This window comes from Bacillus sp. BS98 (genome assembly GCF_008432245.1).
Classification (GTDB): Bacteria; Bacillota; Bacilli; order Bacillales; family Bacillaceae_G; genus Bacillus_A; species Bacillus_A toyonensis.
Map to the genome: position 1 here is coordinate 1,956,901 of NZ_CP043830.1, position 23,063 is coordinate 1,979,963.

Sequence of the window (23,063 nt, forward strand, 5' to 3'; positions counted from 1 at the left end):
TGTAAGGACATTTTTTCTTGAATGATTATGTATAAAAAAAGGGAAGATATAGGAATAACAGTAAGTGGAGAAAGGAAATTATCCATGAAGCACTTTTTCGCTCTAATCCTTTTTTTTATAGGTGTATTCATATGGATGAACATCGATGTGGAAATGGGGAAAAAAATGGCTAGTGAATATGAATTAGGACAAGTTCGATTAGGCGAATTTCAACTATATACGAACGGAGAAGAGTTATATAGGAGATTATTTGAGGATATAAACAATGCGGAAAAGTATATATATATTCATTTTTATATTGTAGGTAAAGATGAAATAAGCAGAGAGTTTTTACAGTTATTAGAGAAAAAAGCATCTAGCGGGGTAGAAGTGAAGTTGTCAGCCGACCGTATAGGTGGATATAAGCTGAAGAAAAAGATACTGAATCAATTAAAAAGAAAAGGTGTCCAGTTCACATTTAGTAAAAAACCTAAACTGAAAAATATATTCTATTCTTTGCATCAACGAAATCATAGACGCATTGTTACGATAGATGGAAAAGTATCATACGTCGGTGGTTTTAATATCGGAAAGGAATATCTTGGACAAAATCAGAAATTTGGTCCATGGCGTGATTATCATGTACGTATCAATGGGAATGGTGCAACTGATATGGAAAGAAAATTTGCTGAAGATTGGAAAGAGGATACCGGGGAAAAAATGCCTGCACATGAAAGTTTACCTGCACAAGGAAATGTAAAATATCAATATTTGTTTTCAAATGGAAAAGGTTTATGGCAGAAATATGGTGCGCTTATAAAGCAGGCTAAAAAGTCTTTAATAATTGCTACACCTTATTTTGTACCAAGTAAAGAAATGATGAAAGAGTTAAAAGATGCATTGCATCGTGGTATCAATGTGAAAATTCTCGTGCCATTTAAAAGTGATGCCGTATTGTTAAAACAAGCTGCTTATCCGTATTTGAAAGACATGTTACATGCTGGAGCGGAAATTTATCAATATCGCAATGGATTTTTTCATGGGAAAGTAACGATCATTGATGGAGAAATTGTTGATATCGGTACAGCAAATTTTGATAATAGAAGTTTTTATTTAAATTGCGAATCTAACTGTCTCATATATGACAAAACAGTTGTTGCTGACGTATGGAGTCGATTAAAGGAGGATTTTCATAAATCAAAACGATTTTCTGAACAGGATTTTGAGGAAATTAGTAAATGGGATTGGTTTTTAGCAAGAATAGCGAATGTTTTAGCGTCATATTTATAGCATATAGACAAAAGGAAAGGAGGAACTTTAATGGACTGTATGAAAGAATTAATGAAGTATAGTTACATGTTAATTTATAAAGTAGGAGAGTATACTGAAAAAATCCGGGATGAAGAATTAAAGGATATAATACAGCACCATTTACCGTATATGTTACAAGCATATAATGAACAAGTGAATTTTCAAGAAGGAGAGAATGTACAGCATATAACATGTGAACCAATTTCGTTTCATTTGTCTGAAATGGAAATGGAAACGGAAAAGGAAATAGATAATACATATACAGGAGATATCCAAATTGCAATCTGTTATATTTCACATTTGAAACGATTAGCATTAAAGTTTGCTCAAGTTGCAGTGGAAGTTGCAAATCCAGAATTTCGTTCGTTTTTGGAAAACTGTTTCCTGAAAATGAATCGTTACGCTTATAGTGTGTGGCAATATGTTGTGAAGAAGGAGTATAAAATTACACATGTATATGAAAACGAGAAATTTGCATAAAAAACTAAGGCGGAATAGTTGTCGCCCTAGTTTTTTACTTTCATGCAGAGAAAAGGGATAGATGTAATTATTATTAGAAAATTTACAAATATTTACCGTATATTTACTATTTTTCAATCTTTCCTTTAAAAATAGAGAGTAATATGGGATTGTACATATTCTATCAAAGGGAGGAAACGCAAATGAACAAATGGGTTAAATCATTAACTGCTATGGCACTTGCAAGTTCTTTATTAATGGTAGGTTGTAGTAAAGGTGAGGACAAGAAGAAAGAAGAAGACACAACAACACAACAGGATGAGAAAAAGGATAAAGAAACAAGTGGAACAGAGAAGTCTACTGATTCTAAAGAAAAGAAATAAAGTAATAAAAAAGCTTCCTCTTATATATGAGGAAGCTTTTTTGTTGTATATTGATTGAGAGTATTGAAAAAATAGAGAAAGAATGAGAGAGGAGTAAACAAATGAAAGTATGTGTATTGGGAGCGACAGGTAGAGTAGGTTCGGAAATAATGAAATTAGCATTAAAGGATTCATCCGAAGTGACGGCATTCGTTCGTGATTTAAATAGAATGGAAATAGAACATGACAGGTTACATGTTATAGAAGGAAATATATTAAACGAAAACGATATAAAGAAAGCGATAGAAGGATGTGATATCGTAATTAGCGCTCTTGGAACGGATGGAAATGGGACATTAGCAAAGAGTATGCCAAATATTATAAAGTATATGGAAAAAGAAGGTGTTAAGAAAATTATTACGATAGGAACAGCTGGTATTTTACAAGCGAGAACAAATCCAAATGTATATCGTTTCCAATCATCGGAATCAAAAAGGAAAACGACAGCAGCAGCAGAGGATCATTTAGCTGCATATAAGGCGCTTCATAATAGTGATTTATGTTGGACCATTGTTTGTCCGACGCATTTAATAGACGGTGAGATAACGGGGGTATATCGCACTGAACAACATATATTGCCAGAAGATGGAGCGAAAATTACAGTTGGTGATACAGCACATTTTACATGGGATTTATGCAATGAAAATATATATGAAAATAGTCGAGTTGGTATTTCATATTAAAAAACCATCCCAAAAGCGGGATGGTTAAAAGATGATATAACATACGAAAATGATAATCATAATGATTTGGAGAATAGCTTTCGCTACAGTACTGCTTAAAAAACCAACTACAGTAGCAACTCCTACTAGAAAGGCGTCTTTTGGCGTCTTTTTATGCATGAGCTCTGTGAAAAATACCGATAAGAACGGTATAATTATTAAACCAAAAGGTGGGAAGAAGAACGATCCAACAATGATAGAAATCATACCGACACGTTCGCCCCATTTTGAACTTCCATATTTTTTTAGGAAATATCCATTAGCAATAAAATCAGCGACGAAAATGAATAGGGTGAAAATGGCTTGAATGACCCAAAAAGTAATTGTTAGTTCCCCGCCATTTATACCAAAATGGTAAATCAAATATCCAGCCCATACAGCTAAGATACCTGGGATAATAGGGTAAATAAAGGCGAGAAATGAAATGATGAAACAGGCAATGATACAGATTGTTAAGAAAACAGTCACTTTATAACTCCTTTTTAATATCTAATTTATGTACAGCAATTTTTTTGATTTGATGTCCATCAAGTTCTAATGCTTTAAATTGAAACCCAGCATATTCAATAGAATAACCAGCTTCAATATTTAAGTCAACCGCTTGAGAGAGGAGCCAGCCTCCAATTGTATCTAAATCGCTATCATCAATATGTAGGCCAAACATATCATTTACTTCAGAAATGAGTACTTTTCCATCTAAAACAGTAAGCTTCGGGGTACGCTTTTCAATCATAGGTGATTCATCCGCGTCAAATTCATCTTGAATTTCTCCAATAATTTCTTCAAGAATATCTTCCATTGTTAAAAGCCCAGCAGTACCACCATATTCATCCATAATGATTGCCATCTGAACGCGATTCTTTTGAAGATGTACTAATGTTTTACGGATTGGAACAGTTTCAAATACAGTTAGTACGGGATGTATATAAGATTCAAGTGGTTTATAAATACCTTTCGTTTGATCATGAAATATTTCTTTCGTATTTATCATCCCGATGATGTCATCTTTATCTTTTTCAATTATAGGATAGCGTGTATATTTTTCAGTTGCGACGATATCCATATTTTCTTCTAAAGTATTTTCGGTAGATAAGCAAACCATTTCAGTACGAGGGACCATGATTTCTTTTGCAACCCGGTCATCAAATTCAAAAATATTATTTACATATTTATATTCGGTTTGGTTTATTTCTCCGCTTTTAAAACTCTCACCTAAAATGAGTCGTAATTCCTCTTCTGAATGAGCAAGTTCATTTTCTTTCGCTGGCTCTAAACCGAGTAGTTTTGTGAAAAATATAGCTGCACTATTGAGTAGCCAAATGAACGGATACATAATTTTATCAAATAAAATAAGTGGTTTGGCAAATTTGAGTGTGATTGCTTCTGCTTTTTGAATTGCGAAAGACTTTGGAACTAATTCACCTAATACAACGTGGAAAAATGTAATAACGCTAAAAGCAATAATAAAAGATAACGTGTTAGCCATTGTTCCAGTCATGTTGATTTTTTCAAAAAGCGGTCGTAGTATATGTTCCACAGTCGGTTCACCAAGCCAACCAAGCCCTAAAGAAGTAATCGTAATCCCGAGCTGACAAGCAGATAAATAAACATCTAAATTAGATAGGACACTTCTTGCAGCTAAAGCTTGTTTATTACCTTCATTTGCAAGTTGGTCAATTCGGCTTTTTCGTACTTTTACAACAGCGAATTCTGATGCAACGAAAAAGCCCGAAATAAGAATAAGTACAAAGATGAGAAAAATATTTAATATGTCCAAGTGTGTTCTCTATTCCAAAGTTTGAAATAAAGATGTCACCTCCTGCAATTATGTTATATTTTTATAATAAATCCAAATGAAAAGAATAGTCAAAGGAAAAGGGTAAATATTGGCATGTTTATAGTGTAGTTTTAGAGTTTGTTGTTATTTTGTCCTCGATACAAAAGGAATAACCCTCTACTTTCAGAATATAGAGGGCTATGTAACTTTACGGTTTTGGGATACTTCGTGTTATAGTGTATGTTTGTTGTTTAGAGTTGTTTGTTGTCCAAAGTGCTTGGAGAAAAGATAAGACGCTGTATGGGATATACAATAGTAGTAAACCGATTGTGACAATTACAGGTGCAGTACCACCAAATTGAACGATAAATTGTAATAATCCGATCGCGTGAAAAGTACATTCCATAATTAAAAAGGAAAAAATAATAGAACTTAAAATAGATTTATGATTCGAAGTAAGTGCTAAAAATAATGTATCAACAAGGAAAGCAGAATTTTTCATTTCATATTCACTTGTGTTATACAGGAAAGGGAGCCATTTCTTTATTGCTTGCATAACGATAATCATAGAGGTACTACATACGATGATCAAAGATGAGAAATAAGAAAACTTTATAAAGTTTGCAATATAGAGAAGAAGTAGTAAGATAGAACATTGTAAAAATACAGTGCAAAAAGAGTACGGTATCCAGTGTAGGAAAGTAGTGATCTTTTTAATTGAATTTGGTGCTTTTAAAAATAGATGACCGATTCCTAAACTTATAAAGAAGCCAATTGCAAGAGTGAAAGTGAAACGAACAATTGATAAAAAATATATTTCCCATATGTAAGGGAATAGTGGTGTTGAATGAGTAGAAGTATGTATCATCTGATTTGCTGAGAAAAAAATAGATTCATGCATCCAATCAATTTTTGGAATTGATATAGAAGAAAGTTGATCGAAGTTTTGGAAAATACTTATTAAGCCATTTTGATAAGAATAATTATGTGTAATAAAAAGAGCTGGGATAGGACTTATGACAAAAATAACAATGACACCAATTATAAATTTGCATATATGCGAGCGTAACAAAGACATATAACCACCTACTCTTTGAATATTCAGAAAATTCTTATTCTTATTTTAGCGTTTTTCTAATAAAGTTACAATATCTTTTTCATTAAGTCATTCAGAGAGAGGCTTTCCTAGTGAAGATATGCAAGTGAAGGATTCATGAATAAATTATGACAAGAAAATGAATAATTTTCAGAAAAATAAAATAAATTATTTATTTTTTTCTGAATATATAATATAGTTATGGCACAGAAAGTATTTTAACATAAGGAGGCTTTTTATGAGGATTAAAGGGAATTACGTGCCGAAAAGGGAAGTTTTACTGTGCTCAAGTTCGATTACGATAGGGGAAGCATTGGAGCATTTAAATAAAACAGGGTATCGTTGTGTACCAGTTTTAGATGAAAAAAAAGAGAAATTTTTAGGGAATATATATAAAGTAGATATTTTAGAATATAAAGGATCACTTGACGAAAGTGTAATACAATTATTGAACGATAAAGAAGGATTTGTGAGAGAAGATTCATCTTTCTTTAAAGTATTTTTTACAATAAAAAAATTACCTTATTTATCAGTAGTTGACGAAAAAGGAATTTTCCTTGGAATTTTAACGCATAAAAAAGTTTTTGAGTTATTAGAAGATGCATGGGGCGTTCATTCTAGTAAATATTCTGTCATGATTGGAACGCAAGACTATAATGGAGCGATCCAAAAGTTATCGACAGTTTTGAAGAAATACACTGGTATTCAAAGTTTAATGACTTTTGATAATGATGCTCTATTAGTTCGTAGAATTATGTTTACATTAGGAGAAGAGTTTGAAGATGGTGAATTAGAAACACTTCAAAAAGATTTAGAAGATCATGGATTTAGAGTTGTGTATGTAGAAGAGATGAATAATCCACGTGAAGTAGAAACGATAGAGTAACATGCAAAAGCCATCTAACATATGTTAGATGGCTTTTGAAATTATTTTAAAATAATAATCTAGAATGAGTCTAGTGCTCGAATAACATTTGTGTGAGAGAATATAAAATGTAGATAATTTTGATTTTCAAAAAAATCAATTTGAAAATATGTTTTTATTTTTCAACTAAATATGTTACTATATGTGTGATAAAAACAAAGAGGTCTGACAACTATACTCCACGTAATAACACTCTAATGATTTAAATATTCAAAAAAATCAAAAATCAAAAACAAAAAATAATGACGAGATTAATAATTAGAGTAATAATAAGGGGAATGGAGAAATTATGGAGAAAGACACTGCTTTGTAAGGGGTATATTTTATCATCTTGAGCAGAGAGGAGGATGCATAGCATATTGTGAAAATAAAGATAAACAATGAAAAAGTGCTATGCAAATGAAGAGTATGAAGGGACGATTGAGGCCAGGTGATACGGTAGCAATTGGTTTAATGCTATTTGCATTATTTTTAGGAGCAGGAAATTTAATTTTCCCGCCAGTTTTAGGTCAACAAGCAGGAGAGAATGTTTGGATTGCTACGATAGGATTCCTTGTAACGGGAGTCGGATTACCCCTATTAGCTGTAACAGCTGTCGCGTTTGTAGAGGGGGACTTGAAAGCGCTATCTTCTAGAGTCCACCCTATATTTGCGTTTATTTTCCCATTGGTTAGTTATTTAGCAATTGGACCATTTTTCGCAATCCCGCGTACGGGAGCCGTTTCGTTTGAAATGGGTATGAAGCCGTTTTTATCAGATGCAATGGTTTCAGAGTGGTACATGCTATTTCTTTTCACTATATTTTTCTTCGGAATAACGTGGTATTTATCATTAAATCCATCTAAATTAGTCGATTGGTTTGGAAAATTTCTTACACCATTATTAGTATTAATTGTTGCTGTTATTGTCGGGAAAGCAATTATTGATCCAATTGGAGAACCGGCTGCACCTTTAGCTGCTTATAAAGAGAATGCTTTCTTTGGTGGATTTATTCAAGGATATTTAACGATGGATGCGATTAGTGCACTTGTGTTTGGGATTGTTGTAGTACAAGTTATTCGCTCAAAAGGGATAAAAGAGAGCGGACAAATCGCAAAAATAACAGTTGTATCAGGGATTATTGCTGTATTAGGCTTAACGTTAATATATTTATCACTTGCATATCTCGGATCTACAAGTACATCACTTGGTGTGTCGGAGAACGGTGGTCTTATTTTGACGAATGTTGTAAATGAGTTATATGGAACAAGTGGCAAAATTTTATTAGGACTTGTAATTATACTTGCTTGTTTAACAACTTCTGTTGGATTAACATCTGCGTGTGCTGGCTTCTTCACAAACTTATTTCCAAGACTTTCGCATAAAACGATTGTAACTATGGTATGTGTATTTAGTTTAATTGTATCTAACCTAGGGTTAACACAATTAATCACAGTAACATTACCAGTGTTAATGATCATTTATCCAGTTGCAATTGTATTAATCGTTCTTTCATATTTCCATAAATGGATAGGGAAGCGTAATACAATTTACATTGGGGCGATTTTAGGTGCGTTGTTAATTAGCTTCTTTAACGGTTTAGAAAGTGCGAACATTAAAATTGATGCGATTTCTAATGTACTACAAATGTTACCATTATATAAAGAAGGAATAGGATGGTTAATCCCATCATGTATTGGCGGCATTCTCGGTTTCTTCTTCTATAAATCAAATGAATCAAGCGAATTACAAAAGAAAGGTGCTTAGGCGCCTTTCTTTTTTTAAAGGGGATTTTTGTATTTTGTCTAAGTAATAATTGGGAGGAATGATAAAATGGCTAATTTTGAAGACTTTTTAACTTTTGATGTAAGAATTGGAACTGTAACACAGGCAGAGGAATTTAAAGAAGCGAGAGTGCCAGCGATTAAACTAGAAATTGATTTTGGAGAGCTTGGGGTCAAGCAGTCAAGTGCTCAAATTACGAAGAGATATAATCCAGAAGACTTAATCGGTCAGCAAATTGTTGCTGTTGTAAATTTTCCGCCAAAGCGTGTAGCTGGATTTAAATCAGAAGTGCTTGTATTAGGGGGAGTTCCTGAAGCGGGAGATGTTGTGTTGCTTCAGCCTAATATGGAACTGCCAAATGGAACGAAAATTAGTTAGTGTGAAGGTGGGGGGGCAATATGGATATCGGACGAGAATATTTACAATGTGCCATTTCTAATTTCAAAACAACAAAGCAGCAAGGAGAACGGGCACTTTCTCAATTATCATACGAACAAATACAATGGTCTTCTCATGAAGAAACAAATAGCATAGCGATTATAATGAAACATTTGCACGGTAATATGCGTTCCAGATGGACGGATTTTTTAACATCTGATGGTGAAAAAGTTGATCGTGACCGAGATGGTGAATTTGAAGGAGGCTATTCTTCAAAGGAAGAAGCCCTTGCAGCGTGGCAAGAAGGATGGGAATACGTTTTTAATACGATGAATACTATAATGCCGGAACATCTATTGAAGACGGTATACATTCGTGGTGAAGCACATACGGTCCTGCAAGCAATTGAAAGGCAAATTTCTCATTATGCTTTGCATATTGGACAGATTATTTACATCGGTAAAATGTTAAAAGAAAATGAGTGGGAATGTTTAAGCATTCCTAAAGGACAGTCCACTCGTTATGTAGAGAAAAAACGTTCAACATAATAATATGAAAGAAATCGATATAAAATAGGAAGCAAAAAAATAAGCCAAATGATAGACGGCTCCGTAAGCATAAGAATGCTACCAACAATAAGGCCGTATATAATTAGAAAGAAACAAAAAAGTGTATTCATAGGGATAAAACGTGGGATGAAAAGTTGTTGCTGCTTAAAACAACTGTTGTGAAATAAATAAAAATGGAAGTACCGTGTAGTGGTAATAAGGTCTTTCTTTCGTGTAATTCTTTTTCTACATGTATGACAAATGAACGGTGGCTGCATTTCGTTACGCTCCATTTTTTATTTTCATAATAATGTGAGACAAAAGTAGGTACAAAGTGTATGTTCCTATATACGCTCCTGCAATAAGGAAAAATGGATTCAGTAAAATTCCATGAATGCTCGTCATGAAAACTAAATCTTGTATTAAAACATCGTATACATTAATGGAAATAATTGTACCGAGTACATACAGTGCCAAGTACGCAGAAATATGTAACACAATAGAGACTTTTGGATGTTTAGCGGACAAATAAAAAATGAATGATAGAGCGATTGGTAATATTCCTATTAATAGCTTCAATTCATTTCACCTCATTAACAATATAGCCGGAATTTAAACGGTCTATTCTCTAGAGCTTGTACATAACTTGAAATAGAGAGGGTGATAGTATGAATCGAGGCTTTTTTTATGTGAAGTTTACAAGTGTACGTAAGTTAGTTTTATTTATTATTACTACGGTACTAGCGACTTTTTTTCTTATTAGTATGATGGTAACCTCTATGAAAGAGACAAAGTCAACGTATTTATATAATTGGTTAAATGAGTTATCGATGAATGGCTACATGTATGTTCTTGGAAAAGAAAATCATTATTTTACACAAGAGTATCGAAATTTGAATCAAGATTTTTCAATCTCTTCGTTTCTCTTTTCTATGGCTACGAATATTCGTTTTAACGATGTACGTAGTTTTGTCGGAAAAGAGCTTCCTGGCTTTGGTAAGTACGATACAGAAATCGTTATCGCAGGTGAGGGAACAAATTATTCTAACTTACCGATAGAGTCGAGTGTTCCTCTTGAAGAAGTAGTGAAAGAACGGACTGGAGAAGGTGGACAAGCGCCAAAGCCTGATACGAATAAAGAGAAAAAACAACCAGCTCAAACGACTGGAAAAAGACAAGTTGCATTTATATATCATTCGCATAGCTGGGAATCTTATTTGCCGTTACTGAACTTAACGAATGATCCAAACCCGAATAAAGCGACAAGTTCTGTAACGAATATTTCCATAGTCGGCGACCGATTTCGTGAACAATTAGAAAGCGAAGGAATCGGATCTACTAACGATAAGACTGACGTTGGTCAAAGGTTAATTAGTAAAGGGTTAAATAGTAATAGTTCTTACAAAATGTCACGGGAAATTGTACAAGAAGCGATGGCTGGTAATAAAGAATTACAATACTTCTTCGATTTACACCGTGATAGTGCACGAAAAAATGTAACAACAAAAACAATTGGAGATAAATCATATGCTAAGCTTGCTTTTGTAATTGGAAAAGGTAACAAAAACTATGAAAAAAACTTACAATTAGCAACTGCGTTACACGAGACGATTAGTAAGAAATATCCGGGAATGAGCCGTGGTGTAATTCAAAAAGGATTCCAAACAGGGAATGGAGTTTACAATCAAGACCTATCAGGACAAGCGATATTAATTGAAGTTGGCGGGGTAGATAATACAGAGGAGGAATTAAATCGATCAATTGATGCACTTGCTAAGGCATTTGGTGAATATTTTTGGCAAGCGGAAAAAGTGAATGGATAAAGTGAAATTTGAATGAATGGTAGGCATTGCAATGGTTATCAGCCTACATCAATTAGGGGAAAACGTAAGTGTAAAGCTTACGTTTTTTGTTTGTCATGAAACGAGGATGATAAGATGTCACATTATAGACATAATTTATAATTGCTATAGTAATATCGAAATTTGTCTATTTATAATAGGGGAATTAGAAAGGGATTTTCGCAATAATAGAGAAAATCTTTTTACAAGGAAAATTTTTTACAATGAAATAGGTAGGGTGATTTAAGTGATTAGGGAGATCAAAGTAGAAGATGCAGCATCATTTTTGCAATTAAGTAAGCAATTAGATGAAGAAACGAAATTTATGTTATACGAGCCAGGAGAAAGAAAAACTACAGCCGAGCAACAAGAGCAAATGATTCATCGATTTATACAGAATGAAAAAGCAACAATATTTGTAGCGATTGAGGAAGAGAAAATAGTAGGATTTATTTTAGTGAATGGAAATAACATACAAAGAAAGAGACATGTTGCAGCCATTGTAATTGGTATATTGCAAGAGTGTAGTGGGCGTGGTATTGGAACGAGCTTGTTTAAAGAGGTTGAGAAGTGGGCAAGATTACATGATGTATGGCGTTTAGAATTAACGGTAATGGCCCACAATACAAGAGCTCAGGCACTATATAGAAAAGTAGGCTTTGAGAAAGAGGGTGTCAAAAAAGCTGCTCTTATTATCGATGGACAAAACATTGATGAGTATGAAATGGCCAAATTATTAAAATAAGAGGTCGTTATATGAAAAAAAGATGGACACTACTTGGTATCGTGGCGGCGATACTCATTGTTGGAGTAGCAGGAATCAATTATAAAATGTATAAGGATAAGCAGGCACAGGAAGTGAATGTAAATAACATATTTCCGAAAGCGAAAGAAACGATTGCGAATATGGATGGGGATATTGCGGTAATTAGTAATCCAAATTCGATGCTTGTACTTGTGAATAAAAGTAGGCGTTTACCAGATGGGTATAGACCGCCAGATTTAGTTATTCCGAAAGTACGTTACTCTAGTGAGGGTAATCAAGAAAAGAAAAAAATGAGGAAAGAGGCAGCTAGTGCGCTTGAGGACATGTTTCAACAAGCTGATAAAGAGCGTATTTTCCTTTTTGCAGTCTCTGGATTTAGATCTTTTGATCGACAAAAGGCATTAAATACGATGTATAAAAAACAAGATGGAGAAGCGAAAACTGCGATGTCTAGCGCGATTCCTGGTACGAGTGAACATCAAACTGGACTAGCTATGGATATTACATCGCAATCTGCTAAATTTCAGTTAGAGACAGTTTTTGGGGAGACGAAAGAGGGGCAGTGGCTTTCTGAAAATGCCCATAAATTTGGTTTTGTGATTCGATATACAAAAGAAAAAGAATCAATTACGGGCTATCGGTTTGAACCATGGCACGTAAGGTATGTGGGAAATCCACAAGCTACATATTTATATGAAAATCAACTGACGCTTGAAGAAGTAACAGAGTGAACAATTGAGGGGAGAGAAATACAATGACGATGTTATATAAGAAAAAAGTACATGCATATATTACAAGAGAAAAAGAAGGGATGAAGCAATTACTTGTTTTTAAACATCGTGATATACATGAAGCTGGTATCCAAGTGCCAGGGGGAACAGTTGATGAAGGAGAAACGTTAGAAGCAGCAGTTTTACGTGAAGTACAAGAAGAATCTGGATTACGTCATTTATGTATAGAGCGTTTCCTGGCAGATTACATCATACACGTGAAGGAAAAACAGGAATATCAAAAACGCCACTTTTTTCACGTAACGTTACTAACGAATGTAAAAGATACTTGGGAACATATAGTAAGTGCCGGTGAGGAAGATGAAGGTTTAGTATTTTGCTACGAATGGATTGATATTGCAAAATGCCCTGAATTAGCAGGAAAACAGGGAGAGTTTTTACATTTGTTAGATGAGGTATATGCACAGTAATAAAAAGAGTTTGAAGCGAAGGATGATTCGTTTCAGACTCTTTTTATTTTTCGGGAAATTAAAGGTGTATTAAAAAGTAAGTTGAAACTTTTTAAAGGGATATTAATTTGGAATAGGCTGAGGTGAAAAAATGAAAAAGTAAGAAGTATTCGTAAAAACTAAAAGGGATATAAAGGAGAATATAAATGGAAATTCAGTTTAATCCAGTATAAAAAAAAGAATTAACAATTCATGATATACAGACCGCAATGGAAGAAGGGACGTTATCTTCCAAAGAATTAGTTATATATTATCTTTATAGAATTGCACAATATGATCAAGGTGGACCGAAAATTAATTCTATTTTAGAAATAAACCCGGATGCTATTTTTATTGCAGAAGCGTTAGATTATGAAAGGAAGATAAAAGGTGTAAGGGGACCATTGCATGGTATACCTGTTTTGCTAAAGGACAATATTGAAACGAATGATTCCATGCATACAAGTGCAGGTACGATTGCCCTAGAACAAAATATAAGTAGCGAAGATGCATTTCTCGTTACAAAACTGCGAGAGGCAGGAGCGGTGATAATAGGTAAAACGAATATGACAGAGTTAGCAAATGCAATGTCTTTTGAAATGTGGGCTGGATATAGTGCAAGAGGTGGTCAAACAATCAATCCATATGGAACGGGCACGGATGATATGTTTGTTGGTGGCTCTAGTACAGGGGCCGCAATAGCAGTTGCCGCTAATTTTACAGTATTATCTGTTGGGACAGAAACGGATGCCTCTATTTTGAGTCCAGCTGTTCAAAGCTCTGTAGTAGGCATTAAACCGACTGTCGGTCTAATTAGTCGTAGAGGAATTATTCCGTTCACTTATTCACAAGATACAGCGGGACCATTTGCTAGAACAGTAACAGATGCCTCTATTTTACTAGGGAGTTTAACTGGAGTGGATGAGAAAGATGTAGCTACTCATAAAAGTGAAGGTATGGCATATGAAGATTATACATCTTATCTTGATGTTAATGGTTTAAAGGGAGCGAAGATTGGTGTTTATAGTAATGCTCCAAAAGATTATTACGAAAATGGTGAGTATGATGAAAATTTGTTTGAGAACACGATCCAAGTATTACGTAGTGAGGGAGCGACAGTAGTAGAAAATATTGATATTCCTTCCTTTCATAGAGAATGGAGCTGGGGAGTTCCGCTTTATGAGCTGAAGCATAGTTTAGATAACTAACTTTCAAAATTACCTTCTACTATTCCCGTACATTCTATTTCAGAATTAATGGCGTTTAATAAAAACATAGCAGAAAGAGCTTTAAAATATGGACAAACTAAGTTGGAGGGAAGAAAAGATTATCCTAATACATTAAGAAATCCAGAATATTTACATGCAAGATTAGAAGATATATACTTTTCGCAAAAACAAGGTATTGATTTTGCATTGGAAAAATATAATCTTGATGCGATACTATTTCCGTCTTATATAGGCTCTACTATATGTGCGAAAGCAGGTTATCCGTCTATAGCAATACCAGCAAGGTATATGGAAAACGGGAGACCTTTTGGAATTACGATTGCAAGTACTGCTTTTCGTGAAGGAATATTAATTAAACTAGCGTACGCTTTTGAACAAGCGACAAAGCATAGAGAAATTCCCAACTTGTCATGAATGGAATGTACAAAAGGACAGGAATTTCCTGTCCTTTTTGATTTATTGATTAAAGTGAAATATCTTTCTGCTCTGTCTTATGATATTTTAATAGGCTAAAAGATAAACAGGCAGAACATAAAATAAGAAAAGAAGCAATCATATAAATCGTACGAACACCGAACATATCAGTAATAATGCCAACGCTAAGCATAGAAAGACCAGAAGCTGTTGAAAGAAGGGCGCCGTGTGCTGTATACATTTTCGATAATAGAGAAGGGGCGACACTAGATTGTAAAACCGTCGTTTGAGAAATATCTCTAATTTGATAACATGGTCCCATTAGAACACATAGGAAAAGCGCAATAAATCCACTGCTTGTTATACCATATAAAAATGTAAGAATACTAAATATAAGTGATCCTATCGCCATGGAGCGTATTAAATTTTTTTGAATATATGTACTTATTTTCCACGCTAATAGACCACCAATTAACGTGCCCACATAATAACTTGTGTTAATATATCCCCACCATTCTTCTCCTTTATGCAGAACAGTCGTTACATATGCCATCGTAATAGCGCCAATCCATATCGTCCCTGCGAAAGTTTCAATTAAGTCCATTAATGTAACTGTGCGCAAAGAAGGATGATGAAATAATAGTTTCCAGCCTTCAAATAAAGCTGTGTTTTTTGAAGAAGAAGGCTCTGTTACTCGTTCGGTATGGATGGAATGTAATGAAATATGCAATGCAATACATCCGAAAATCATTAAAATAATATTAATCATGAATGTAGAAGTAGCGCCAATGAGCAGAACGATAATACTTGTAAATGAATAAGCTGCCGCTTGTACAATTTGTGATGAAAAGGAAAAGATACTATTTACTTTTACTAATCTTTCTTTTGGTGTTAGGCGTGGAACAATACTGTATAGTAATGGAGCACTCCACCCACTACATAAAGAAATGAAAAAAATGAAAGTTAATAGAGTTACAATGTTTTTGGAAAGGACCGGAAATAATAGCGTTAATAAAATGAATAGGGCAGTTTTTGTCCATTGTAATATAAAAAGTACTGAATAAGATGAAAAACGATTCATTATAAGTGGTGCAGATATGTTTGCGATCAAATTTGTGATAACTTGTAATAATGGAAAAAGGGCAGTAATAGTAGCTGATTTAGTTGATATATAGATATGAGTTGTAATAATCATTATGTAAACGATGTCAGCAAGAGTAATACAGATTTTTGATCCTAAATAGTATGATATTGAATGATTCCACATTAAGGATATCACCTTCCAAAAAAATACAAATTCGAGTTAGAATTATTATAAACTGAAAAAAATAATTTTAAAAGAATTAAATTTTTTGTCATTTTTTGAAAGGAATTTTCATGTATAATGAAGAATATATTGATATAGTATTTTATTAATACTTATTGTAACAGCGAATATGTACGATAGCTTGCAGTAAACGCCCAAGTATGAGAAAGGGCGGATAAACCATTCTTTTCTTCATATACATATAGAAAATGAGAAAGAAAGTGAGGGTTGCATATGGCTGGTTGGGTGATTTGGTTTATTATAGCGGGTATTTTATTTATCGCGGAAATGTTGTCGATAACGTTTTATATGCTTTGGCTTGGAATTGGAGCTGTTGTCGGAGGTCTTATTGCTTTATTTGCTCCGGATGCACTATTGTTACAAGTTACTGTTGGTGCGATTGTAAGTTTAACATTGACATTCTTTACGAAAAGAATTTCAAAAAACTTTCGAGAAGCAAAAGGTTTTACGGATACAGTAGATATGCTTGTCGGTAAAAAAGGAATTGTTGTGCAAGCGATTACAAATGAAACGAACGGTATTGTGAAGGTGGATGGAGATACTTGGACAGCTATTGCAGATGTTCCGATTGACACTGGAGAAAAAGTCGTTGTTATAAAGAGGCATAGTACTATATTACAAGTAAAAAAGGAGAGTGAATAAATATGATAGCATTAACGTTAACAATTATATTCGCGCTAATTGTAGTTACATTTATCGCATTAACAATTAAAATTATTCCTCAGCAAAAAGTTGGGGTTGTTGAAAGATTTGGTAAGTTTCAGCGTATTATGCACCCAGGATTAAATATATTAATCCCAATTGTAGATCGCGTTCGTGTATATCACGACTTACGTATTCAACAAACGAATGTACCACCACAAAAGGTAATTACGAAAGATAACGTACAAGTAGAAATTGATACAATTATTTTCTATCAAATTGTCGAACCTGAACTTGCGACATATGGTATCTCAAACTATGAATATGGTGTTCGTAACATTACTTCTGCAACGATGCGTCAAATTATCGGTAAAATGGAACTTGATGAAACGTTATCTGGTCGTGAAAAAATTTCAACAGAAATTCGCTTAGCGCTTGATGAAGCAACAGAAAAATGGGGCGTTCGTATTGAGCGTGTTGAAGTAGTAGACATTAACCCGCCAAAAGATGTGCAAGCATCGATGGAAAAACAAATGAAAGCAGAACGTAATAAACGTGCGATTATTTTAGAAGCTGAAGCAGCAAAACAAGATAAAGTTCTTCGTGCGGAAGGGGAAAAACAAAGTAAAATCTTGATGGCCGAAGGGGATAAAGAAGCACGTATTCGAGAAGCTGAAGGTTTAAAAGAAGCGAAAGAATTAGAAGCGCAAGGGGAAGCAAGAGCAATTGAAGAAATCGCAAAAGCAGAACAAAACCGAATTGAATTACTTCGTGCAGCAGATTTAGATGAACGCGTACTTGCTTATAAATCATTTGAATCATTGATTGAGGTTGCAAAAGGACCAGCAAATAAAGTCTTTATTCCATCTAATGCAATTGAAACACTTGGTACTCTTGGGGCAATCGGAGAAATCTTTAAAGAAAAACAAGCGAAGAAATTGCCTTCAAATGATACAGGTAAAGAACAATAAGAGTGAGGAAGAGGAATGGGATGCCATTTCTCTTTTTTGTGCGTATATTACGAAAGGCTTGTACATATCCATGTATAAAGAAGGTGATACAGTGAAAAAGTATGCAACTCGTATACATGGGAAAAAACTAATCTCGTTACTTTTTTTATATGCGCTAATAGTAATAATTATCGCGTCAATTTTGACGTCGCTTTTACATACAATGAAATCAAGTTATGCGAATCAATGGTTTGGAAAAGTGTCTATGCAAGGTTTTGTTCAAATGATAGAAAGTGAGAATCACTATTATGGATTTGATTATTTTAAGCAGAATAAACGGGAGTCTGTTGGGAATTTGATGTTCTCTGTTGCGACAGATTTGAAAATTAAAGATTTAAGAACATTTGTCGGTAAAGAAGTACCTGGTATGTCAAAGTATTACTCTAACATTATCGTAGCTGGGGAAGGGACAAACTTTACGAATATCCCGAATGAATCTAGTGTACCGATTGAAGAAGTAACGAAAGAGCGAGAGGTAGCAAAAGATAAAGTTACAGAAGCAGAAAAGAATAATCCGGTGCAGAAAAAGAACGGAACGAAAAAAGGTGAAAATGCAGTATACATTTACCATACACATAGTTGGGAATCCTTCTTTCCTTTATTACCAGGAGCTACCGATCCATCGAGTCCAGATGTAAATGTGTCCTTATTAGGAAAACGTATGAAGGAGCAACTTGAAGAGCAAGGAATTCCAGTAGTTCATGATAAAACGAATATGGGTGATTTACTGGCAAGTAAAAAATGGAAATGGTATCAATCGTATACAGCATCTCATGGATATGTAAAGGAAGCATTAGCACAAAATAATAAAATTACTTTTCCAATTGATATACACCGTGATGATCAGCGCAAGAAAGTAACTACAAAAGTAATTAACGGGAAATCGTATGCAAGATTATATTTTATAATTGGGATGGAAAATGAAGGACGTACTGAAAACGAAAAAATTGCAAGAGCAATCAATAGTTATTTAGATGAAAACTATTACGGATTAAGTAGAGGGATTTTTCCGAAGTATAAAAAAGATGGAAACGGCGTTTATAACCAAGATTTATCTAAAAACGCGATGTTAATTGAAGTTGGTGGTGTGGATAATACGTTAGATGAATTATATAACACAATTGATGTATTAACGGAAGCATTTAGTAAGTATTATTGGAATGATGCGGAGAAGGTAAATGGGTGAGGGACGGGAGACCGTTCCTTTTTTATTATGAAAAGTTAAAAATATGATATAATGTAGTCTTCTGAATATTAAATCAGGGAGTGGGGGAACGAATGCAAATACTATTAATACGACACGGAGAATCCGAAGCGGACATCCTGAATGTACATGAAGGAAGAGCTGACTTTGAATTAACAGAAAAGGGAAGACAGCAAGTACAAAGACTTGTACAGAAAGTGAAGGCTGACTTTCCACCAGATTTCATTTGGGCAAGTACATTAAAACGTGCCCGTGAAACTGGTAAAACATTAGCGGAAGCAATTGGTTGTCCAATTCAATTAGAAGAGGAATTAATGGAGTTTAATAATGGGGTGCAAGCCGGCTTATCTTTTGAAGAAGCGAAAAAATATCCTGAGCCAAAGTTTCTTCATGACCGTTTTGAAAATGGAGAATCATTTATTGAATTTAGAATGAGAATAGAAGGAATCTTTTCTAAAATCGTGACAGAGAATACATATGATCGGATAGCAATCGTTGCACACGGTGGTGTAATAAATAGTCTATTACGAGCATTTTTCCAAATGCCAATTTCAATGGATTATTACTTTAAAATAGGAGATACGGGAATAAGTTTAATTGAAATTGATGGTGAACAAAAAACGGTACATTTCATTAATGATACGAATCATTTAGGCGGGATGTAGAGACTTATGTATAAAGTCGTATTTTTCGATGTTGACGGTACGCTTTTAAGTGAGATTGATAGAAGTATGCACGAAAGTACAAAAGAAGCGATAAGAAGGTTAATAGATAAAGGGATTCACGTAGTTGTTACAACAGGGAGACCATATAGTTTATGCTCACAATTTAAAGAACTAGGCATAGACACATTTATTTCTGCAAATGGTGGACATATAAAGTGTAAGGAAGAAGTTATTCATAAATCGATACTTTCAAGTGAAATTGTTCATGATATTTCAAATTTCGCTGAATTACATGGTCATAGTGTTTCTTACTTTACAGAAGAATTTTCTATGAATGGTATAGCCTCAAAAGATGAACGTGTAATACGAGCATTAAACGAAACTTTAAATTTAGAGCGGTATCCTGATAAAGTTAGAAACTTATCAGAAGAGATGTATTGTATATGTCTGTATGCTGATGAAATGGAAGCTCAAAAATTTTTTGAAAGATATCCAATGCTTACGTTTGAACGTTTTCATGGTTATGTTATGAATGTGCTGGAAGATAATAAAGTATCGAAGCTAACTGCAATCCAAAAGGTATTGGAACATTTAAATATTTGTAAGTCAGAAGCAATGGCATTCGGAGATGGTGGAAATGATATTGAAATGTTACAGTATGTAGGTTTAGGAATTGCGATGGGGAATGGTGGAGAAGAGTTAAAAACAAAAGCTGATTTCGTTACAAAGAAATCAAGTGAAGGTGGCATTTCGTTTGCTTTAAAAGAGTTTAGGATCATTTGAAAAAATAATTAGTCAGTGAAAAAAATCCTGTTTTCATAATAGAATTTTTTTCTAACAATACTCTTGCAATAAAAGGAAGGAAATGAGTATAATATAAAAGTAGTTAGGTAAGCTAATTAAATAGGGAAAAGGAGAGTGAAAATGAATGGATTCAAAAAAAGGTGCTCTTCCTTTAGGGATTGATCCATATGCAGAGTTAATAAAAAAGACAGCATCAGCGGAAACAGATCCAATCGCAGCAAAACTTGGTTTGTTAATGTTATGGACGTCTGATAATGTTCTTGATGCTGTTGACGTAGATTTAGCTCCGCTTGGTATTTCGGAAAGCAAATTAGATTTTTTATTGTTATTTATTTTGCGTGAAATGGAATCGAATGGAGAAGAAGTGAACATGAGTCCGTCGGATATAGCGAGTCGATTAGGGATTACACGTGCTTCTGTCACCGGCTTATTAGATTGGATGGAGAAACGAGAGTTAATCGTAAGGTTCCATCATTCTGAAGATCGAAGAAGATTAAAGGTGAAAATTACTCCGAAAGGAAAAGAACTAGTTACACATTCTTTACCGACTTTTTGGTCATCTTGCGCTTCGTTAGTTAATGACTTTAATCAAGAAGAGCGTCAAGTGTTAGAGAAGCTATTAAATAAAATGCAAGTAATTATGCAGATGAAATTAGGCGAAGGTAGGTAAATAAGTTGATTGTGAGAGTCAACTTTTTTATTTAAACATATAATTAGGTTACCTTATTATATGTTTAGCTAATTTAAAGGGCGATAATGTATTTATTAACGTAAACGAATTAAGTGAGTGTTGAAGGGATTTTATTTTGAGTCATTTACTTTATAAGTTTTCAATCGATGAGGAAAATCAATGTAAGGGGGAGATTTTATGATGGAAATATCAAAAGAAGTAAATAGTGGGAGGAATTATACAGTAATGACAGCGGTGTTATGTTGGGCAGGTATGGTAGTTATGTCCAGCCTATATGTGACGATTCCTTTAATCGCTCTATTTTCAGACATTTTTAAAGTTTCATTAGCGCAATCTGCGGCTACAGGCAGTATATTTTCGGTAGGTTTTGCTATAGGTTGTTTGTTATTTGGGGCAATCTCTGATAAATATGGGCGAAAAAAAGTGATTTTTATTGGATTGCTTGCACTGTCGATTGTTTCCTTTTTCTTAGGGTTTGTGGATAGCTTATTTTGGCTTATTATTCTTCGAGGGTTACAGGGAATAGCAGCAGCTACATTTTCTCCAGTGGCGTTAGCTTACGTTGTAGAAATGTTTCCAGTAGAGAAAAAAGTTACAACCATAGGGTTTGTTAGTACCGGTTTTTTAGTAGCTGGAATTGTAGGGCAAGTAATAAGTACTGCTGTTAGTCAGCATTTTGGATGGCATATGGTGTTCTTTCTTCTTAGCTTTGTCTATATCATTACTGCTGTATGGGTTCATTATTCTCTTCCGAAAGGGGAAACGTCTCAAGCTTATACGGATATTTTGGGGCCAATGAAACAGATGGGGAAAGTTTTTACACATAAAAGCTTAGTATGGAGCTATATGGTTGCGTTTGTTTTATTAATGGCTTTTGTTAATATGTATACTGTTTTAGGGAATTATTTGAGCTCTTCTACTTACAATTTAACAGCAGAACAAATTCTATATTTTCGCCTAGCAGGGTTATTTGGTATGTTACTATCACCATTTGCAGGTCGTTTAACAAAGAGGTTCGAAGTAAAGAAAGTTCTTCAAGGAGGATTGTTAGTTGCTATTTTTAGTCTAAGTTCAATGGGATTTATTTCGACACTGCCGTTACTTGTAATGATGAGCGTCTGCTTCGTAATAGGTATTGCTATATCGGTTCCATCTTTAGTTTCTCTTGTCGGCCAATTAGGAGGGAGAGCAAGGGGAATAGCGGTTTCTATTTATACTTTCGTTTTATTTTTAGGAACTAGTATAGGACCTATTATTTCTATTTATCTTATGAAAATAGGGAACTATGCTCAGACGTTTATTTTATTAGGAGTCATACTCTTTATTGGCTTTGTTTCCACTCTTTTCATTCAAATAAAGGAATGCAAGGATCTTTAACATGCTCAACTAGTAAAATGTGAATTTGACTGCGATGATGATAAAAGTGAGCGACGATTTCAAGTAACCATTCGAATCGAGAATAAGCAATATCCCAATAAGCAGTCATAATTTCCGCTAATTCTTCATTGGAATAGGATAAAAAAGTTTTAGAAAGTAAATCGTACCCTTGTATCATCATTTGTTGCATTTGAGCAATTGTTTCGGGTGTTTGTTCTATATAAAAGGTATGTAACTTTTTTTCCGAAATACCGTTTAAGATGAGTAAATCAGCATGGCAAATAAGGGAAAGATGTGTACACATTTCAAATAATGACCACTTTGATTCAATCGGTGTTATTTTCAAATCACTTTCATTATATTGATTCAGTATTTGGATAGAAGTATCAACAGCAACTTTTAGTTGATGCAACGCAGATTGTACAAACATTGTAATTCTCCTCATCTCCATATATAATAAATTCTTAAGGGTATTATATCACACTCAAAATTC

Annotated in this window: 26 protein-coding genes and 1 pseudogene; 20 read left to right on the forward strand and 7 right to left on the reverse strand. The window is 34.0% G+C overall.

Annotated elements, in window-relative coordinates:
* Positions 1 to 84: 84 nt before the first annotated feature.
* The 4 genes from cls (at position 85) to F0362_RS10255 (ending at position 2,854) form a co-directional block, all read left to right on the forward strand.
* Positions 85 to 1,269 carry a cardiolipin synthase gene (cls, locus tag F0362_RS10240; protein WP_149889751.1) on the forward strand — a complete coding sequence of 395 codons (1,185 nt, stop codon included), beginning with the start codon at positions 85 to 87 and terminating at the stop codon, positions 1,267 to 1,269.
* Between the two features lie 30 nt (positions 1,270 to 1,299).
* Positions 1,300 to 1,770, forward strand: coding sequence for a spore coat protein (locus F0362_RS10245; RefSeq protein ID WP_000340531.1), 471 nt, complete (start codon positions 1,300 to 1,302; stop codon positions 1,768 to 1,770).
* Between the two features lie 182 nt (positions 1,771 to 1,952).
* Positions 1,953 to 2,132, forward strand: a complete 180-nt coding sequence (locus tag F0362_RS10250) for a hypothetical protein (protein WP_001045965.1) — start codon at positions 1,953 to 1,955, stop codon at positions 2,130 to 2,132.
* A 101-nt stretch (positions 2,133 to 2,233) separates the two neighbouring features.
* Positions 2,234 to 2,854 (forward strand): NAD(P)-dependent oxidoreductase, encoded by a 621-nt coding sequence (locus F0362_RS10255; RefSeq protein WP_000861679.1) that lies wholly within the window; start codon positions 2,234 to 2,236, stop codon positions 2,852 to 2,854.
* 24 nt (positions 2,855 to 2,878) lie between these two features.
* Here the strand turns inward: F0362_RS10255 and F0362_RS10260 are convergent, their stop codons facing one another.
* The 3 genes from F0362_RS10260 to F0362_RS10270 form a co-directional block, all read right to left on the reverse strand.
* Positions 2,879 to 3,361, reverse strand: a complete 483-nt coding sequence (locus F0362_RS10260) for a DUF456 domain-containing protein (RefSeq protein WP_000215663.1) — start codon at positions 3,359 to 3,361, stop codon at positions 2,879 to 2,881.
* Position 3,362: 1 nt separating this feature from the next.
* Complete coding sequence (locus tag F0362_RS10265) at positions 3,363 to 4,670, reverse strand: hemolysin family protein (protein WP_000353739.1); 1,308 nt, start codon at positions 4,668 to 4,670, stop codon at positions 3,363 to 3,365.
* Between the two features lie 208 nt (positions 4,671 to 4,878).
* A complete protein-coding gene (locus tag F0362_RS10270; protein ID WP_000055276.1) occupies positions 4,879 to 5,748 on the reverse strand; it encodes a hypothetical protein in 870 nt (289 codons plus the stop codon).
* Between the two features lie 256 nt (positions 5,749 to 6,004).
* Between F0362_RS10270 and cbpA the strand changes: the two genes are divergently transcribed.
* From cbpA to F0362_RS10290, 4 genes are all read left to right on the forward strand, one after another.
* Positions 6,005 to 6,652 carry a cyclic di-AMP binding protein CbpA gene (gene cbpA, locus F0362_RS10275; protein WP_001220521.1) on the forward strand — a complete coding sequence of 216 codons (648 nt, stop codon included), beginning with the start codon at positions 6,005 to 6,007 and terminating at the stop codon, positions 6,650 to 6,652.
* A gap of 432 nt (positions 6,653 to 7,084) precedes the next feature.
* Positions 7,085 to 8,437, forward strand: coding sequence for a branched-chain amino acid transport system II carrier protein BrnQ4 (brnQ, locus tag F0362_RS10280; RefSeq protein ID WP_002038514.1), 1,353 nt, complete (start codon positions 7,085 to 7,087; stop codon positions 8,435 to 8,437).
* A 66-nt stretch (positions 8,438 to 8,503) separates the two neighbouring features.
* Positions 8,504 to 8,833: a chaperone CsaA gene (csaA, locus tag F0362_RS10285; protein ID WP_001263027.1), complete on the forward strand. Its 330-nt coding sequence runs from the start codon at positions 8,504 to 8,506 to the stop codon at positions 8,831 to 8,833.
* Positions 8,834 to 8,853: 20 nt separating this feature from the next.
* A complete protein-coding gene (locus tag F0362_RS10290; RefSeq protein ID WP_000351102.1) occupies positions 8,854 to 9,381 on the forward strand; it encodes a DUF1572 domain-containing protein in 528 nt (175 codons plus the stop codon).
* On the opposite strand, the gene F0362_RS10295 is transcribed toward F0362_RS10290, so the two are convergent.
* Together F0362_RS10295 and F0362_RS10300 are read right to left on the reverse strand one after the other, a co-directional pair.
* On the reverse strand, positions 9,354 to 9,659 hold the full coding sequence (locus tag F0362_RS10295; RefSeq protein ID WP_044810160.1) for a hypothetical protein: 306 nt from the start codon (positions 9,657 to 9,659) through the stop codon (positions 9,354 to 9,356). The genes F0362_RS10290 and F0362_RS10295 overlap by 28 nt on opposite strands.
* Positions 9,660 to 9,663: 4 nt before the next feature.
* The gene (locus tag F0362_RS10300; protein ID WP_000770733.1) at positions 9,664 to 9,960 is read right to left on the reverse strand and encodes a hypothetical protein; all 297 of its coding nucleotides are present in this window, start codon (positions 9,958 to 9,960) and stop codon (positions 9,664 to 9,666) included.
* Positions 9,961 to 10,049: 89 nt separating this feature from the next.
* Here F0362_RS10300 and spoIIP (F0362_RS10305) point away from each other — a divergent pair, with 89 nt between their 5' ends.
* The 5 genes and pseudogenes from spoIIP (F0362_RS10305) to F0362_RS10330 all read left to right on the forward strand — a co-directional run bounded on the left by spoIIP (F0362_RS10305) (position 10,050) and on the right by F0362_RS10330 (position 14,850).
* Complete coding sequence (gene spoIIP / locus F0362_RS10305; protein WP_001079305.1) at positions 10,050 to 11,204, forward strand: stage II sporulation protein SpoIIP; 1,155 nt, start codon at positions 10,050 to 10,052, stop codon at positions 11,202 to 11,204.
* A 265-nt stretch (positions 11,205 to 11,469) separates the two neighbouring features.
* Positions 11,470 to 11,967, forward strand: coding sequence for a GNAT family N-acetyltransferase (locus tag F0362_RS10315; RefSeq protein WP_000617587.1), 498 nt, complete (start codon positions 11,470 to 11,472; stop codon positions 11,965 to 11,967).
* Positions 11,968 to 11,978: 11 nt separating this feature from the next.
* The gene (locus F0362_RS10320; protein WP_000747717.1) at positions 11,979 to 12,719 is read left to right on the forward strand and encodes a M15 family metallopeptidase; all 741 of its coding nucleotides are present in this window, start codon (positions 11,979 to 11,981) and stop codon (positions 12,717 to 12,719) included.
* A 23-nt stretch (positions 12,720 to 12,742) separates the two neighbouring features.
* A complete protein-coding gene (locus tag F0362_RS10325) occupies positions 12,743 to 13,189 on the forward strand; it encodes an NUDIX hydrolase (protein WP_000178276.1) in 447 nt (148 codons plus the stop codon).
* A 248-nt stretch (positions 13,190 to 13,437) separates the two neighbouring features.
* A pseudogene (locus F0362_RS10330) lies at positions 13,438 to 14,850 on the forward strand (amidase family protein).
* Positions 14,851 to 14,899: 49 nt separating this feature from the next.
* Here the strand turns inward: F0362_RS10330 and F0362_RS10335 are convergent.
* The gene (locus F0362_RS10335; RefSeq protein ID WP_000267078.1) at positions 14,900 to 16,117 is read right to left on the reverse strand and encodes an MFS transporter; all 1,218 of its coding nucleotides are present in this window, start codon (positions 16,115 to 16,117) and stop codon (positions 14,900 to 14,902) included.
* A 273-nt stretch (positions 16,118 to 16,390) separates the two neighbouring features.
* Between F0362_RS10335 and F0362_RS10340 the strand changes: the two genes are divergently transcribed.
* The 7 genes from F0362_RS10340 (at position 16,391) to F0362_RS10370 (ending at position 22,570) form a co-directional block, all read left to right on the forward strand.
* A complete protein-coding gene (locus F0362_RS10340) occupies positions 16,391 to 16,819 on the forward strand; it encodes an NfeD family protein (RefSeq protein ID WP_000929499.1) in 429 nt (142 codons plus the stop codon).
* 2 nt (positions 16,820 to 16,821) lie between these two features.
* Complete coding sequence (locus F0362_RS10345; RefSeq protein WP_000561128.1) at positions 16,822 to 17,790, forward strand: SPFH domain-containing protein; 969 nt, start codon at positions 16,822 to 16,824, stop codon at positions 17,788 to 17,790.
* Entirely contained in the window at positions 17,768 to 19,015 is a 1,248-nt protein-coding gene (gene spoIIP, locus F0362_RS10350) for a stage II sporulation protein P (protein ID WP_333563963.1), read from the forward strand. Before F0362_RS10345 ends, spoIIP (F0362_RS10350) begins: the two co-directional genes overlap by 23 nt.
* A 92-nt stretch (positions 19,016 to 19,107) precedes the next feature.
* Positions 19,108 to 19,698, forward strand: a complete 591-nt coding sequence (locus F0362_RS10355; protein WP_001166469.1) for a histidine phosphatase family protein — start codon at positions 19,108 to 19,110, stop codon at positions 19,696 to 19,698.
* A gap of 6 nt (positions 19,699 to 19,704) precedes the next feature.
* A complete protein-coding gene (locus F0362_RS10360) occupies positions 19,705 to 20,481 on the forward strand; it encodes a Cof-type HAD-IIB family hydrolase (RefSeq protein ID WP_061529903.1) in 777 nt (258 codons plus the stop codon).
* A gap of 145 nt (positions 20,482 to 20,626) precedes the next feature.
* Positions 20,627 to 21,172 (forward strand): MarR family winged helix-turn-helix transcriptional regulator, encoded by a 546-nt coding sequence (locus tag F0362_RS10365; RefSeq protein WP_000377478.1) that lies wholly within the window; start codon positions 20,627 to 20,629, stop codon positions 21,170 to 21,172.
* Positions 21,173 to 21,373: 201 nt separating this feature from the next.
* Positions 21,374 to 22,570: an MFS transporter gene (locus tag F0362_RS10370; RefSeq protein ID WP_043322905.1), complete on the forward strand. Its 1,197-nt coding sequence runs from the start codon at positions 21,374 to 21,376 to the stop codon at positions 22,568 to 22,570.
* On the opposite strand, the gene F0362_RS10375 is transcribed toward F0362_RS10370, so the two are convergent.
* Positions 22,539 to 23,000, reverse strand: a complete 462-nt coding sequence (locus tag F0362_RS10375; RefSeq protein ID WP_149889752.1) for a DinB family protein — start codon at positions 22,998 to 23,000, stop codon at positions 22,539 to 22,541. The two genes, F0362_RS10370 and F0362_RS10375, sit on opposite strands and share 32 nt — an antisense overlap.
* Between the last annotated feature and the right edge of the window lie 63 nt (positions 23,001 to 23,063).

Coding starts and splice junctions, on each gene's coding strand:
- F0362_RS10250 (WP_001045965.1), top strand. CDS start 1,953: ATGAACAAATGGGTTAAATCATTAACTGCTATGGCACTTGCAAGTTCT.
- F0362_RS10345 (WP_000561128.1), top strand. CDS start 16,822: ATGATAGCATTAACGTTAACAATTATATTCGCGCTAATTGTAGTTACA.
- F0362_RS10355 (WP_001166469.1), top strand. CDS start 19,108: ATGCAAATACTATTAATACGACACGGAGAATCCGAAGCGGACATCCTG.
- F0362_RS10375 (WP_149889752.1), bottom strand. CDS start 23,000: ATGTTTGTACAATCTGCGTTGCATCAACTAAAAGTTGCTGTTGATACT.
- F0362_RS10370 (WP_043322905.1), top strand. CDS start 21,374: ATGGAAATATCAAAAGAAGTAAATAGTGGGAGGAATTATACAGTAATG.
- F0362_RS10295 (WP_044810160.1), bottom strand. CDS start 9,659: ATGCAGCCACCGTTCATTTGTCATACATGTAGAAAAAGAATTACACGA.
- F0362_RS10245 (WP_000340531.1), top strand. CDS start 1,300: ATGGACTGTATGAAAGAATTAATGAAGTATAGTTACATGTTAATTTAT.
- spoIIP (WP_001079305.1), top strand. CDS start 10,050: ATGAATCGAGGCTTTTTTTATGTGAAGTTTACAAGTGTACGTAAGTTA.
- F0362_RS10365 (WP_000377478.1), top strand. CDS start 20,627: ATGGATTCAAAAAAAGGTGCTCTTCCTTTAGGGATTGATCCATATGCA.
- F0362_RS10255 (WP_000861679.1), top strand. CDS start 2,234: ATGAAAGTATGTGTATTGGGAGCGACAGGTAGAGTAGGTTCGGAAATA.
- F0362_RS10290 (WP_000351102.1), top strand. CDS start 8,854: ATGGATATCGGACGAGAATATTTACAATGTGCCATTTCTAATTTCAAA.
- F0362_RS10325 (WP_000178276.1), top strand. CDS start 12,743: ATGACGATGTTATATAAGAAAAAAGTACATGCATATATTACAAGAGAA.
- csaA (WP_001263027.1), top strand. CDS start 8,504: ATGGCTAATTTTGAAGACTTTTTAACTTTTGATGTAAGAATTGGAACT.
- F0362_RS10340 (WP_000929499.1), top strand. CDS start 16,391: ATGGCTGGTTGGGTGATTTGGTTTATTATAGCGGGTATTTTATTTATC.
- cbpA (WP_001220521.1), top strand. CDS start 6,005: ATGAGGATTAAAGGGAATTACGTGCCGAAAAGGGAAGTTTTACTGTGC.
- F0362_RS10320 (WP_000747717.1), top strand. CDS start 11,979: ATGAAAAAAAGATGGACACTACTTGGTATCGTGGCGGCGATACTCATT.
- F0362_RS10270 (WP_000055276.1), bottom strand. CDS start 5,748: ATGTCTTTGTTACGCTCGCATATATGCAAATTTATAATTGGTGTCATT.
- F0362_RS10360 (WP_061529903.1), top strand. CDS start 19,705: ATGTATAAAGTCGTATTTTTCGATGTTGACGGTACGCTTTTAAGTGAG.
- brnQ (WP_002038514.1), top strand. CDS start 7,085: ATGCAAATGAAGAGTATGAAGGGACGATTGAGGCCAGGTGATACGGTA.
- F0362_RS10335 (WP_000267078.1), bottom strand. CDS start 16,117: ATGTGGAATCATTCAATATCATACTATTTAGGATCAAAAATCTGTATT.
- cls (WP_149889751.1), top strand. CDS start 85: ATGAAGCACTTTTTCGCTCTAATCCTTTTTTTTATAGGTGTATTCATA.
- spoIIP (WP_333563963.1), top strand. CDS start 17,768: ATGATACAGGTAAAGAACAATAAGAGTGAGGAAGAGGAATGGGATGCC.